General features: G+C 34.7%; 15 protein-coding genes. 12 read left to right on the forward strand and 3 right to left on the reverse strand.

The window, feature by feature from the left end; all coding sequences use genetic code 11:
* Window positions 1–30 precede the first annotated feature (30 nt).
* Window positions 31–1,881: a DNA topoisomerase IV subunit B gene (locus tag K8344_RS05230; RefSeq protein WP_139854830.1), complete on the reverse strand. Its 1,851-nt coding sequence runs from the start codon at window positions 1,879–1,881 to the stop codon at window positions 31–33.
* A 297-nt stretch (window positions 1,882–2,178) separates the two neighbouring features.
* Between K8344_RS05230 and K8344_RS05235 the strand changes: the two genes are divergently transcribed.
* Together K8344_RS05235 and K8344_RS05240 are read left to right on the forward strand one after the other, a co-directional pair.
* Complete coding sequence (locus tag K8344_RS05235; protein WP_139854831.1) at window positions 2,179–3,084, forward strand: DnaJ C-terminal domain-containing protein; 906 nt, start codon at window positions 2,179–2,181, stop codon at window positions 3,082–3,084.
* The gene (locus tag K8344_RS05240) at window positions 3,084–3,374 is read left to right on the forward strand and encodes a chaperone modulator CbpM (protein ID WP_139854832.1); all 291 of its coding nucleotides are present in this window, start codon (window positions 3,084–3,086) and stop codon (window positions 3,372–3,374) included. The genes K8344_RS05235 and K8344_RS05240 overlap by 1 nt, the downstream gene beginning before the upstream one ends.
* Before the next feature lie 88 nt (window positions 3,375–3,462).
* Here K8344_RS05240 and ychF read toward each other — a convergent pair whose 3' ends face one another.
* Window positions 3,463–4,557, reverse strand: coding sequence for a redox-regulated ATPase YchF (gene ychF, locus K8344_RS05245; protein WP_237607437.1), 1,095 nt, complete (start codon window positions 4,555–4,557; stop codon window positions 3,463–3,465).
* A gap of 199 nt (window positions 4,558–4,756) precedes the next feature.
* On the opposite strand from ychF, the gene K8344_RS05250 reads away from it, so the two are divergent.
* A complete protein-coding gene (locus K8344_RS05250) occupies window positions 4,757–5,233 on the forward strand; it encodes a hypothetical protein (RefSeq protein WP_139854834.1) in 477 nt (158 codons plus the stop codon).
* Between the two features lie 186 nt (window positions 5,234–5,419).
* Window positions 5,420–5,980: a hypothetical protein gene (locus tag K8344_RS05255; RefSeq protein ID WP_139854835.1), complete on the forward strand. Its 561-nt coding sequence runs from the start codon at window positions 5,420–5,422 to the stop codon at window positions 5,978–5,980.
* A 163-nt stretch (window positions 5,981–6,143) separates the two neighbouring features.
* Here the strand turns inward: K8344_RS05255 and K8344_RS05260 are convergent, their stop codons facing one another.
* A complete protein-coding gene (locus tag K8344_RS05260; RefSeq protein ID WP_139854836.1) occupies window positions 6,144–6,494 on the reverse strand; it encodes a 4Fe-4S dicluster domain-containing protein in 351 nt (116 codons plus the stop codon).
* A gap of 63 nt (window positions 6,495–6,557) precedes the next feature.
* Between K8344_RS05260 and K8344_RS05265 the strand changes: the two genes are divergently transcribed.
* The 8 genes from K8344_RS05265 to K8344_RS05300 all read left to right on the forward strand — a co-directional run bounded on the left by K8344_RS05265 (window position 6,558) and on the right by K8344_RS05300 (window position 14,107).
* Window positions 6,558–7,607: an acyl-CoA reductase gene (locus K8344_RS05265; protein WP_139854837.1), complete on the forward strand. Its 1,050-nt coding sequence runs from the start codon at window positions 6,558–6,560 to the stop codon at window positions 7,605–7,607.
* A 149-nt stretch (window positions 7,608–7,756) separates the two neighbouring features.
* A complete protein-coding gene (gene serC / locus K8344_RS05270) occupies window positions 7,757–8,824 on the forward strand; it encodes a 3-phosphoserine/phosphohydroxythreonine transaminase (RefSeq protein ID WP_237607439.1) in 1,068 nt (355 codons plus the stop codon).
* A 51-nt stretch (window positions 8,825–8,875) separates the two neighbouring features.
* Entirely contained in the window at window positions 8,876–9,829 is a 954-nt protein-coding gene (locus tag K8344_RS05275) for a D-2-hydroxyacid dehydrogenase (RefSeq protein ID WP_237607440.1), read from the forward strand.
* 116 nt (window positions 9,830–9,945) lie between these two features.
* Window positions 9,946–10,587: a DUF937 domain-containing protein gene (locus K8344_RS05280; protein ID WP_139854840.1), complete on the forward strand. Its 642-nt coding sequence runs from the start codon at window positions 9,946–9,948 to the stop codon at window positions 10,585–10,587.
* 123 nt (window positions 10,588–10,710) lie between these two features.
* Complete coding sequence (locus K8344_RS05285; RefSeq protein ID WP_139854841.1) at window positions 10,711–11,130, forward strand: DUF6146 family protein; 420 nt, start codon at window positions 10,711–10,713, stop codon at window positions 11,128–11,130.
* Window positions 11,127–11,429, forward strand: coding sequence for a DUF6787 family protein (locus K8344_RS05290; protein ID WP_165148221.1), 303 nt, complete (start codon window positions 11,127–11,129; stop codon window positions 11,427–11,429). The genes K8344_RS05285 and K8344_RS05290 overlap by 4 nt, the downstream gene beginning before the upstream one ends.
* Complete coding sequence (locus K8344_RS05295; protein WP_139854843.1) at window positions 11,426–11,755, forward strand: hypothetical protein; 330 nt, start codon at window positions 11,426–11,428, stop codon at window positions 11,753–11,755. Before K8344_RS05290 ends, K8344_RS05295 begins: the two co-directional genes overlap by 4 nt.
* A gap of 138 nt (window positions 11,756–11,893) precedes the next feature.
* Window positions 11,894–14,107, forward strand: a complete 2,214-nt coding sequence (locus K8344_RS05300) for a TonB-dependent receptor (RefSeq protein WP_237607449.1) — start codon at window positions 11,894–11,896, stop codon at window positions 14,105–14,107.
* The last annotated feature ends 55 nt before the right edge of the window (window positions 14,108–14,162 follow it).

Genomic DNA, 14,162 nt, shown 5'->3' on the forward strand with positions numbered 1-14,162 from the left:
CCAACTGCAACCAAACACTGATCACTTCTTTCATTCCTCTACCCTATCCAACTCCACTTTCAAATTATCGATAATAAACTCCTGTCTATCCGGTGTGTTTTTACCCATATAAAATGAAAGTAATTCTTCAATACTCATAGACTTATCTAGCATTACTGGATCTAAACGAATATCGTTTCCAATGAAATGTACAAATTCGTCTGGCGAAATCTCCCCTAAACCTTTAAATCGTGTAATTTCAGGCTTTGGCTTAAGTTTTTCTATAGCATTTACTCTTTCTTCTTCTGAATAACAGTAAATAGTTTCTTTCTTATTTCTAACACGGAAAAGTGGTGTTTGCAATATATACAAATGTCCTTCTTTAATCAACTCGGGGAAAAACTGAAGGAAAAATGTAATTAGCAATAAACGAATGTGCATCCCATCCACATCGGCATCCGTTGCTATTACAATATTGTTATATCGCAAGTCCTCCATTGAATCTTCGATATTCAACGCTGCTTGTAGTAAGTTAAACTCTTCGTTTTCATACACAATCTTCTTGGTCATACCATAAGTATTCAATGGTTTTCCTCGTAGTGAGAATACGGCTTGCGTATTTACATCGCGACTCTTTGTAATACTACCACTTGCAGAATCCCCCTCTGTAATGAACAGCGTAGACTCTAGATTTCTTTCATTCTTTATATCTCCCAAATGCACACGGCAATCGCGTAGTTTTTTATTGTGAAGACTCGCTTTTTTAGCTCTATCCTTAGCGAGTTTTCTGATACCACTAAGCTCTTTACGCTCTCTTTCTGCTTGAACTATTTTTCGCTGAATAGCATCTGCCGATTCAGGGTTTTTATGTAGAAAATTATCGAGATTAGTTTTTACGAAATCGTTGATATAGGTTCGCACAGTTGGCAAATCGCCACCCATATCGGTAGAACCGAGTTTAGTTTTTGTCTGACTTTCAAAAACAGGCTCCATAACCTTGATACTAATTGCCGAAACGATTGACTTTCGCACGTCACTAGCATCGTAATTTTTGTTGTAAAACTCACGAACGGTTTTTACAATAGCTTCACGGAAAGCAGCCAAATGCGTACCTCCTTGCGTGGTGTTTTGTCCGTTTACAAAACTGTGATATTCTTCGCTGTATTGCGTTTTACTATGTGTTATAGCTACCTCAATATCATCACCGCGTAAGTGAATAATTGGATACGCCATATCTTCTTCACTAATAGTTTCCTGAAGAAGGTCTTTTAATCCATTTTCGGAATAGAATTTTTGTCCGTTAAAATCTATTGTCAATCCAGGGTTTAGATAAACATAGTTTTTGAGCATTTTCTCAACATACTCTGTACGGAATTTAAAATTTTTGAAGATTGTTTCATCCGGAATAAAAACCACTTTGGTCCCTTTTCTTTTTGATGATTCTTCTATCTCCAAATCATTTGTAAGCTCTCCAAGTGAAAACTCTGCAGCTTTCATTTGGTTATCTCGAACAGATTCTACTTTAAAAAAAGAAGAAAGCGCATTCACGGCTTTAGTACCCACCCCATTCAATCCAACAGATTTCTTGAATGCACGGCTATCGTACTTACCTCCGGTATTCATTTTTGAAACTACATCAATCACTTTTCCTAGCGGTATTCCACGACCATAATCGCGAACTCTCACTTCTTTTTCTTTTATGCGAACCTCGATAGTTTTTCCCGCGCCCATAACAAACTCATCAATAGAGTTGTCAAGCACTTCTTTTAGAAGGATGTAAATTCCGTCATCTGGCGAAGATCCATCACCAAGCTTACCAATATACATCCCGGGACGCATACGAATGTGTTCTTTCCAATCGAGGGAGCGTATGTTATCTTCGGTATATTGTGTTTCGGCCATAAAAATTTTGTGTAGGGTTGCTAATATAAATATACGTGAGCACTTGTGAAACCAATACTTCGGAAAGTAATTAACAATAAAATGTATATTATTGTTAGTAATTAGTTTTTAGCCACTAATGCGCAAATATATTTTATACTTCTGAATAACATAACACTTATTTTAATTAAAAACAATAACATATTTTTTCCTAATCGAAAACTTTTACAGACTGCTAAACTTTTGTAAAGAATTCGGGGCTATGTTGATTGCTAGCATTTATTTTTATAACTTCATAGGCCTAATCTAATAACACAAATGGAATTTATAGATTACTACAAAATTCTTGGGCTCACAAAAAGCGCTAGTGAAGCCGATATTAAAAAAGCATATCGAAAACTCGCTCGAAAACATCATCCTGATTTAAACCCAAACGACAAGTCGGCCGAGCAAAAGTTTAAGCAAATAAACGAAGCCAATGAAGTGTTGAGCGATCCTGAAAAGCGCAAAAAATACGATCAATATGGAAAAGATTGGCAACACGCTGATTCCTATGAAAAAGCTAGACAACAACAAGGTTCACAGGGATATAGCAATCAGAGAACTTATACTAGTGGCGGACAAGGGTTTGATGAGAGTCAGTTTTCAGACTTTTTTGAATCGATGTTTGGCGGCGGTGGATTTAGTGGCGGTGGACGCAGACGAACAGCTCAATTTAAAGGTCAAGATTTGAATGCTACACTGCGATTAAATTTAACCGATATTCTTCAAGATCAAAAACAAACCATAAGTGTAGGAGATAAAAAAATTAGACTTACAATCCCTGCAGGAGTTGAAGACGGACAAACAATTAAAATTAGAGGTTATGGCGGTGAGGGAATGAATGGAGGTCCTAAAGGTGACCTATACATCACCTTCGAGATATTCAATAACACCCGATTTAAAAGACTTGAAAGCGACATTTATGCCACCGAAAACATTTCGTTGTACACTGCGCTTCTAGGCGGTGAAATAACCATAGAAACATTAAGTGGAAAAGTAAAATTGAATGTTAAGCCCGAAACTCAAAACGATACTAAAGTAAAACTCACAGGGAAAGGACTTCCTAAATACAAAAAGGACGGCCAATTTGGAGATCTATACATAACATATAAGGTAGAACTTCCTAAAAACCTATCAGCAAAAGAAAAAGAACTGTTTACCGAACTTTCAAAACTGAGATAATGGCACGAGAAAAATACATACTAGTGGAGCAATACTGCAAACACTCAAATATTGAAGACACTTTTATTAATAGACTTCACGAATACGGTTTGATTGTATTTGAAGAAAAGCAAAATGACCTTTTTATAGATGAGAACGATATTTCAGAAATCGAACGTATGTTTAGATTGCACAACGATTTGGGGATAAATTTTGAAGGACTTGACGTTATAAGACGAATGCTTAATCGAATGGATAAGATGGAAAAAGAAATGGATTTACTTCAGAAAAAACTCCGTTTATACGAATAGTTTCTTCAAGAAATAAATCCATCTATATTTTGATTCTTAAGCAGATAGATGAGATAAATTCAACTCACTGCTTAAATCATTTTCAGTTTTAAACATTAAATCGGAATTGCATAATATCGCCATCTTTAACGATATATTCCTTCCCTTCTACGCCCATCTTTCCAGCTTCTTTTACTTTGGCCTCACTACCGTATGCTACGAAGTCTTCATACTTAATAACTTCAGCTCTAATAAATCCTTTTTCAAAATCTGTATGGATTACTCCCGCAGCTTGTGGTGCTGTTGCCCCAACAGGAATAGTCCAAGCACGAACTTCTTTTACACCTGCAGTGAAATACGTCTGAAGGTTTAATAGTTTATAAGCGCTTCTAATTAGTTTTGCTGAACCTGCTTCATCAAGACCTAAATCTTCTAGGAACATTTGACGCTCTTCAAAAGAATCTAATTCGGTAATATCGGCTTCAGTACCAACTGCTAAAACTAACACTTCTGCGTTTTCATTTTTTACAGCTTCACGAACTTGTTCAACATAAGCATTTCCATTTACTGCAGAGTCTTCATCAACATTACACACATACATTACTGGTTTGTCTGTAATAAATTGAGAGCCCTTAATATATTCTTCTCTTTCGTCTTCAGTTAAATCGATAGCACGAACAGATATACCGGCTTCCAAACCTGCTTTTACTTTTAATAAAGCTGCCTCTTCTTTTTGAGCTTCTTTATTTCCAGTACGAGCTGCACGTTTTACTTTTTCAAGTTTTTTATCTACAGTCTCTAAATCTTTTAATTGAAGTTCGATATCGATAGTTTCCTTATCACGGATAGGGTTTACATTACCGTCAACGTGCACAATATTATCATTATCAAAGCAACGTAAAACGTGAAGAATAGCATCGGTTTCTCTAATGTTACTCAAAAACTGGTTTCCTAATCCTTCCCCTTTACTCGCTCCTTTTACCAGTCCTGCAATATCAACTATTTCAACAGTTGCTGGAAGCACACGTTCTGGTTTTACCAATTCTTCAAGTTTCAATAACCGTTTATCCGGTACATTTACTACTCCAATATTTGGTTCAATTGTACAGAATGGAAAATTCGCACTTTGCGCCTTGGCATTAGACAAACAATTAAATAGAGTGGATTTTCCAACATTTGGCAATCCTACGATACCTGCTTTCATTTATTATATTTTTTTAGGGTAAATCAAGAAAAATTCAATTTTGATTTACGAAGGTGCAAATATACATCTTCAAAGCAGACTTTCAATAATTGATTTCAAATGGTTTTTAAAAAAAGTTTATGTTTTATTTCACTAAACTTATAGCCTATATCAGCAACTATTCATTTAATTTTACTCAATAACCTTTAATACCAATACTATGAAAAACGCAGTAATGAGTCTTGCTTTAGCCATTCTAACACTTGCTGGAGTTCAAGCTCAAGAAAACAAGACAGTAAAACAGGAGTCAACAATTAAACGTGTAGTTACTAAAAAAGGAAGTGAAGTTGAAGTAAAAGAAGTTAAAGAAACGGATACTGAAAGCGGCGCCGTAATTGTGAGTGACGACAATCAAACTAATCAGGAGTTTAGAATTGAAAGTAAAAAAAATCGCGACAATAAATTACTTACAGATGAATTGAGTACCGACGAGAAAAATGAATTGCTAATCCTTGAGAATAAAAGAAAACAAGAGGAAAAGCTAGAAGCTTCTATTAGACAACAGAAAGAGTTAGCTGCACAAAAGAGAAAAGAATTGGAACAAATTCAATTACAAAAAGAAAAGGAATTAGCCGAAAGAAGAGCTAAACTTGAAGCAAGACCAAAAAGAATGTCTAAGCTAAAAAAAAGTAATTAGGCAGCACCTTATAAAACAACTTATATAATTTCCAATTTATGGTACTCATGGTAAGGATAGTTTAAAATAGTATTCCCAAAAGTCGGTTTTCGTCAAGATTGTGAAATGATTATCAATGTTTTAGGTTTTTTTAACATTTTATGATTGTACTTTTGAATAAATCAATACAAATAACAAACAACCATTATGAAAAAAGTATTAACAATTATAGCGTTAGCAGCATTTACTACAGTTTTTGCTCAAGACAATAAGAACAAAAAACAGGAAACTATTACTACTAAAACCGCAGTTAAAAGCGAAAAAGGTGTAGATGTTTCAACTAAAGCTGTAACTAAAACTCAAAAGCAGGCAATTTCATTATCTGAAAAAGATGCCAATAGAACGAATCAAGAAATGGTAGTTCAACCTGCAACAATTAACACTGAAGTTAATTACGGTTATGAAGGAAATAGATTTAAATTCATAAATCAGCGAGATAAGGATGGTTACAGAATGATGACTGTTAAAGACAATGCAACTCACGAAGAGTATGCTATTATCAAGCCTACTTCAAAGAATGGATACTACATCATGTCTCAAAACGGGAAATCATCTTTCGGATATTTTAATGATGATGGTGATTTTGTTGTAGAGAAATACGATACCGATAAAGATGCGGTAGTTTCTGTAATCTATCGATTAAATGAAACTGGTGGTATAAAGCCAATGAAGAGTAATTCAGTAAATATCCAACAACAGGATAAATAGAAAATAACTCCTCAATTCTTAAAGATGCCCTTTAAAACATAATTTAAAGGGCATTTTTCTTTATATAGATTATCTCAATTCTAATTTATCTGGAAGAACACAATTTTAAATAAACAAAAAAAGCAACCTATTGGGTTGCTTTTTCATTTAGAATCAAGAAATTTTACTCTTTATGCATAAACGCTTGTTTTGCCAATAGTTCCTCTTCACTTTCTACGTGATCGTCGTCAGGAATACAGCAATCTACAGGACAAACAGCAGCACATTGCGGCTCATCGTGGAAACCTTTACATTCGGTACATTTATCTGGAACTATGTAATATATCTCGTCGCTAACTGGTTCTTGGGTTTCATTTGCATTAACCTGTTTACCGTTTGGCAGTACTACATCACCATCTAGATCAGTACCATCGGCATAACGCCAATCGTCTGCTCCTTCGTAAATAGCTGTATTAGGGCATTCTGGTTCGCACGCACCGCAGTTTATACATTCATCTGTTATTATAATTGCCATGGTATTTACTTTTTTTAACTTTGTGCAAATTTAACGCCTATTAAGGGCAACTCCAAACTAAGTATGCAATTAAAAGATAGAATTAACGCTTTTACAGCTTTAGGTAAGTTTCTTAGAGAAATAAACATTGAATCTACACAAGAGCGTCCAGAAATAAACAACCTTAATATTGAAAGTATTCTAAAAAGAGCTGAAGCCGAAAACGGTTGGTTTACTCAGGAAAATATACACTTTGCACTTAATAGTTGGGGCAATGCTCTTTCCGAAGAAAACTTACAACAATGGATTTCTAATTATAAAATAGAATCGGTGGAACCAAAAACCGTTGCTATTATTATGGCTGGAAATGTTCCACTTGTAGGGTTTCACGATTTCCTTTCAGTATTAATTACAGGAAATAAAGCATTAGCTAAACTTTCATCAAACGACAAAACGCTTCTGCCTTTCATTGGGCAAATTTTAATTTCAATCGAACCTAGATTTAAAAATTATATTGAATTTACTGACGAACGATTAACGACATTTGATGCTGTAATCGCAACAGGAAGCAATAACACCGCTAGGTATTTTGATTACTACTTCGGAAAGTATCCTAATATTATTCGTAAAAACAGAAATTCAGTTGCTGTATTAACTGGAGAAGAAACAGAAGAAGATCTAAAGAACCTCGCTGATGATGTATTTAGATATTTCGGACTTGGTTGCCGGAATGTTTCAAAAATATACATTCCAGAAGACTATGATTTCGAGCCATTTTTTAAAGGAATGTATAGCTGGAAAGAAATAATCCATAATCACAAATACATAAATAATTACGACTACAACAAAGCTGTTTATTTAATGGACAGCTTTCCACTGCTGGACAATGAGTTTATGTTATTAAAAGAAGATTCAGGCTTCTCCTCTCCTATCTCAGTACTTTTCTTTGAAAAATACACTTCAAAGTACGCTGTGAAAAAAATACTAGAAACTGAAGCAGATAATATTCAATGCGTGGTTACTAAAGCAGGATTACCAAACGAAATTCCATTTGGAAAGGCTCAAAATCCTGAATTATGGGATTATGCAGATGGTGTGGATACAATCGATTTTTTATTGAAATTATCTGAATAAATTTCAAGTAGATACAACATTTTTAGGGTTGTATTTTGCACTTTTGCATTATAAGCTTTTAGTAAATGTAGTTTAGGCAAAACACATTCAATAGATTTATTTTGAATGTTTTACAACCCTATATTTACTATCTCAAATTTACTAATTAAATGAAGAAACATAACTTTAGTGCAGGTCCGTGTATTTTACCACAACCCGTTTTTCAAAAAGCTTCTGAAGCTGTCTTAAATTTTAATGATTTAGGTCTTTCAATATTAGAAATATCGCATAGGAGTAAAGATTTTGTGGAAGTTATGGAAACCGCCCGAAATCTAGCCTTAGAACACCTCGGACTACAAGAAAAGGGATATAAAGCCTTATTTCTACACGGTGGTGCAAGTCTTCAGTTTCTAATGACGGCATACAATCTCTTAGAAAACAAAGCTGCTTACTTAAATACAGGAACTTGGAGTGATAAAGCTATAAAAGAGGCAAAGGTTTTAGGAGAAGTAGTTGAAGTAGCTAGTTCAAAAAATGAGAATTTCAATTTTATCCCGAAAAACTACAGCATACCTTCAGATGTAGATTATTTTCACTGTACAAGTAACAACACCATCTTTGGTACACAATTGCAAAGTTTCCCCGAAACTAATGCGCCTTTAGTATGCGATATGAGTAGTGATATCTTTTCTCGTCAGTTAGATTTTTCAAAATTTAGTTTAATCTATGCGGGAGCCCAAAAAAATATGGGGCCTTCAGGAACTACTTTGGTTATTATAAAGGAAGACATTCTAGGTAAAGTTTCTCGAGCTATACCATCAATGCTTAACTACAAAATGCATATTGAAAAAGACAGTATGTTTAACACCCCTGCTGTTTTTCCAGTTTATGTATCAATGTTAACGCTACAGTGGTTAAAAGATTTAGGAGGCATTTCGGCAATTGAGAAAGTGAATAATCAAAAAGCTAAAATCCTTTATCAAGAAATAGATCGAAATCCATTATTTGATGGGTTTGTGGTCAACAAGGAAGATCGCTCTAAAATGAATGCCACTTTTAATATTAAGAAACCAGAATTAAAAGACTCCTTTGATAGCCTAATTCAAGAAGCTGGAATAAGCGGTATTAACGGACATCGAAGTGTTGGGGGGTATCGAGCATCCATGTACAACGCCATGCCATTAGAAAGCGTAGAGCTATTGGTCGAGGTAATGAAGGATTTTGAAAAGCACGCCTAATTCTAGAGTGAACAGAGGAATTAACGATTATAAACCCAGTAATATATTTAAATGAAAATATTAGCGAACGACGGAATATCACAAAGCGGAATAAAAATTTTAGAAGCAGAAGGTTTTGAAGTCTTAAAAGTACACGTAGCTCAAGAACAGCTCCAAAACTACATTAATGAACATAAAATTGACGTGCTTTTAGTTCGAAGTGCAACTAAGGTTAGAAAGAATTTAATAGACAATTGCCCGTCTCTAAAAATTATAGGTCGCGGTGGTGTGGGCATGGATAATATTGATGTTGATTATGCTCTTAAAAACAGTCTAGCTGTAATAAACACTCCAGAAGCATCATCTGGCTCTGTTGCCGAACTTGTTTTTGCCCATCTATTTGGAGGAGTAAGGTATCTACACGACTCTAATAGAAACATGCCTTTAGACGGCGACAGCAGGTTTAAAGAAATGAAAAAGAATTATGCAGGAGGGAGAGAACTGCGCAACAAAACCCTTGGTATTATTGGTTTTGGAAGGATTGGTCGTCAGGTTGCAAAAATAGCTTTAGGGTGTGGGATGAAAGTTATTGCAAGCGATTATGAAGTTGGAGAAGCCGATATAACTTTAGAATTTTACGACGGTCAAGAAGTAACCCTAAAAATTAAAACCGCTCCAATTGATAAATTATTAAAAAACAGTGATTTCATCAGCTTACACGTACCTTCTCAATCAGAATATTTAATCGGGAAGAATGAAATAGCAAAAATGAAAGATGGTGTAGGAATTATAAATGCTTCACGTGGAGGGATACTTGATGAAAACGCCCTTTTAGACGCTTTAGAAGATGATAAAGTATCCTTCGCAGCTTTAGATGTTTTTGAAAACGAACCTACTCCTTCAATTAAAGTTCTTATGAACGAAAAAATTTCACTTACCCCACATATTGGTGCGGCTACAAATGAAGCGCAAGATAGAATTGGAATAGAGCTCGCAAATCGAATTATTTCGATATTGAAGAAATAAGTTAAACATCACTTAAAAATCAATGAAGTAAGCTCTGTTTTTATAATACCAGTCTATTTTTACTTAACTTTACTTGAATTAATCATTTGTAAATAACCAAATTTTAAAAAAAGATCATGTCAGGAATTTTAGATTTATTGAATAGTGACCTCGGAAAACAAATTGTAGGAGGCATTAGTAAAGAAACACACCAACCAGAAGATAAAACAGCATCGGTAGTTGCAATGGCAATGCCAATACTAATGGGTGCTATGAAACGCAATGCAAATACCGAAGGCGGTGCAGCAAGTTTAATGAATGCTTTAAACAACAAGCACGACGGAAGTATTCTAGATAATTTAGGAAGTCTATTTAGCGGTGGTGTAAATGAAGAAGTAAAAAAAGATGGCGACGGAATTTTAGGCCATGTATTAGGAGGGTCTAAAGACACTGCCGTACACGCTTTATCACAAAAATCAGGTTTAGATTCCAGTTCTGTGATGCAAATTTTACAGGTTGCAGCACCTATTTTATTAGGTTATTTAGGAAAGCAAAAGCAGCAACAAAATGTAAATTCAAATTCTGGAATTGGAGACTTACTAGGTGGCCTAATGGGCGGCGGAAGTGGACAATCTCAACAACAATCTATGATAGAATCGTTACTCGATGGAAATAACGACGGAAGTGTTATTGATGATATTGCAGGAATGGTTCTTGGTGGTGGAAGTCAGAAAAAAGGGGGCTTAGGCAATATTTTAGGTGGTTTCTTCGGAAAATAAATTAGATTTTATAACTATTAAAAATACCGTGCTTTCTAATAAGTTACGGTATTTTTTTTAAATCATAGTTAAATCCCTTTAGCTTTGTTTTACAATGATTAACTTTGCAAAAATCATAATTCTATGAAAAACCTATTACTCATATTTGCTTTTTCGCTCGCAATTTTAAGTTGTGGAACTGGAAACAAAGCAATTGACAACTCTTCTACGGATACTACTGAGAGTGATACAATACGTATTGCTAACGATAGTTTGGAATACGAAATAATGATTATTGAGCCTGGTTTCGACTCTTGGCTTATTTCACAACCAAAACCAGGGCATTACGGACAATCTTTTTTAGAATCAAAAAACAGACTTTTTGTTTCAGAATATAACAGTCGCGTTTTACAACCTCAAAATTATTCTAGAAATCTATACACTGAACAAATAAATTACGATACAGCAGTAGATTATGGGTATGAAGTAAACTATTTACTGTATAACTACTTCGTTTATTTTCAGCAGAAATACAATCAGAAATTTATAGGAGGAAGAAATTGAAAAAGCTTAAAGAACGTTGGAATGTTGAATCCAACACCCAACTATATATAATTTTTTTAGTTTTTGCCATTACCGGAAGTTCTGCCGCAAAACTAGCTGCACCTGTCACTGAGTTTTTTGGAATTTCAAAGGAAATGGGTTGGTATGTATATTGGCCGTTTAGAATATTAATTATATTCCCTATCTACCAAGTGCTTTTAGTGTTCTTTGGTTGGATTTTTGGTCAGTTTAATTTCTTTTGGACATTTGAAAAGAAAATGCTTCGCAACTTAGGTCTCGGATTTTTAATTAAGGAATGAGTTTTTTTAAGAATCAAATAACGCAATTTCTTACAGCAACAATCTTCTCGATTGCTTTGATGCTTCCTGCTGCAATTCAATTTGCGCACAGTTTCGAAGGTCATAAGCACGAAGTATGTACAGATGTATCGTCACATATTCACGAAAAGCAACTAGACTGTTCGATATTTGATTTTCACTTTTCAATCTTTAATTTTAATCCTCAAGAATTACCTGAGGTTGTAACTATTCACAGTTTCCAAAACACGGAAACTTTATATATTCTTCCTAAAATTGAAGGCGAGTACGCTGCGTACTACCTAAGAGGTCCTCCTCTACACTCTTAATTACCTAGTTACACACTTTTATTAAATCAATTTTAAATTCAAGGAAGGCTATTATCTGCTCTTGACAAATATTTATGCTTTTTAGAGTATAGATAGCTGGAGCAGTTAATAAACCTTATCCCCAACTATTTTTAAGAAATGAAAAATATTTTATTTTTTGTTGCTGCTCTTATGCTATACACAGCAGCAAACTCACAAAACTCCTTAACTGGAACAATTATATCAAAAAACTCAAACGAACCTTTATTAGCCACTGTGTATATCCCACAACTCGAAAAAGGGACTACCTCGGATTTTGATGGCAATTATATCGTAAATAATATACCTGACGGAAACTATAACGTAGTTTATTCGGCATTGGGGTATGCTACTGTCTCGAAGAAAATACTATTTACAAAAGGTAAAACCATTACGAAAGCTATTCAGCTAGAAGAAAGTGCTGTTGAAATGGAAGAGGTAATCATCTCTACACCTTTCCACAAATTACAAAGTGAAAATGTGATGAAAGTAGAACGTGTATCTACCGAATCATTAAATGCTTCAGGCGCTGTAACTCTTGCAGAAGGCATAAAAAACATAGCGGGAGTTGATGTAATTTCTACTGGTGTAGGAATTGGAAAACCCGTTATTCGCGGTTTGAGCTCCAATCGAGTTCTTACTTATACACAAGGCGTTCGCTTAGAAAACCAACAATTCGGGGATGAGCACGGACTCGGAATTAATGAAGCAGGAATTGAGAGTGTTGAAGTAATTAAAGGCCCTGCCTCACTTTTATACGGAAGCGATGCCTTAGGGGGTGTTCTATACCTAAATCCTGAAAGATTTGCACGATCTGGAGAAACACACGGAGATTTAAACAGTACTTATTTCTCAAATACCTTAGGAACTTCTACAAACTTAGGAGTAAAAACTTCTGGTGAAAAACTAAGCTTTTTAGCTCGTGGCTCGTACTCTTCATTTAGCGATTATAAAACAGGCACAGATTATCGCGTTACAAACTCTCGTTTTAACGAAAAGGATTTCAAAACTGGATTACAGTATTTAGGGAGTAAATTTAAATCTACTGTTAGATATAACTACAACCGTTCCAACATCGGAATCCCTGAAGAAATCGGAGAGCAAACACAATCAAAAGATTTAGAATTGCCTTTTCAAGAAGTAGATAACCATATTGTAAGTTTAGACAATACTATTTTCTTCAACAACTCTAGTTTAGATGTAAAAGCAGGATACTTGTTTAACGACCGTAGAGAGTTTGAAGATGATCAATCGACTGCGGCATTAAGATTAAAGTTAAGTACATTTAATTACGATGTAAAATACCACCTTCCAGAATTAGGCAACTTTGAAACTATTGTTGGTTTACAAGGGATGTTTCAAAACAACAAAAATGAGGGTGAAGAAATTTTAATTCCAGATGCAAAAACTACTGATATCGGTGTTTTCGCTACAACTCACTTTCACTTAGACCAAATTGACATACAAGCTGGAATTCGATTTGATTCAAGAAAAATTGACAGTGACGCTGCGCGAAATCCTTTAGAAGAAGATTTCATTCCTGCTTTAGATAAAAATTTCAATAGTTTCGCTGCGGCACTTGGGGCGAAGATAAATTTATTCGAAAAAATTTCAGCTCGGTTAAACCTTGCTAGTGGATTCCGCGCGCCAAACTTAGCCGAATTAACGTCAAACGGTGTACATGAAGGGACAAATAGATTTGAAAGAGGAAATCACAATTTAAACAGTGAACAAAACTTTCAAACAGACCTTGCCATAGAATATAGAAATGAGCACATCGAAATTTTTGCAAATGGATTCTACAATGCTGTAAACGATTATATCTTTATTTCTCCTACTGATGAAGTTATTGATGACACTCCTGTTTACGACTACTTACAAGATAACGCTTCGTTATATGGTGGAGAATTCGGATTTCACTTGCACCCACATCCATTAGATTGGCTTCACTTTGAGAGCAGCTTTGAGACCGTAACAGGGAAATTAAAGAATGATAATTACCTACCACTCATTCCGGCAAATTCACTTCGAAATACCTTTAGAGTAGAATTTCAAGATGGAAAATCTAGAAAATCAAGTTCGGTGTTTATAACTCTAAAAAATACTTTAGACCAGAAAAACACAGGAGATTTTGAAACAAGAACTGGTGGATATTCACTATTAAGTGCTGGTATTGAGAGTAGTTTTAAACTCAATAATGTCATGCTAAAATTGGCTGTAAACGGTACAAATTTAACCGACAAAGAGTACATTTCGCACCTATCTAGATTTAAGCCAGACGGAATTTTAGATATAGGAAGAAGTGTGAATATAAAACTGAAAGTAGAAATATAGAATTTAAAAAGATGTAGTTAGAGCGCAATAGCTATGAAATGTATAATTTCAACTG

It is taken from the genome of Aequorivita xiaoshiensis (assembly GCF_022008395.1).
In the GTDB taxonomy this organism is placed as follows: domain Bacteria; phylum Bacteroidota; class Bacteroidia; order Flavobacteriales; family Flavobacteriaceae; genus Aequorivita; species Aequorivita xiaoshiensis.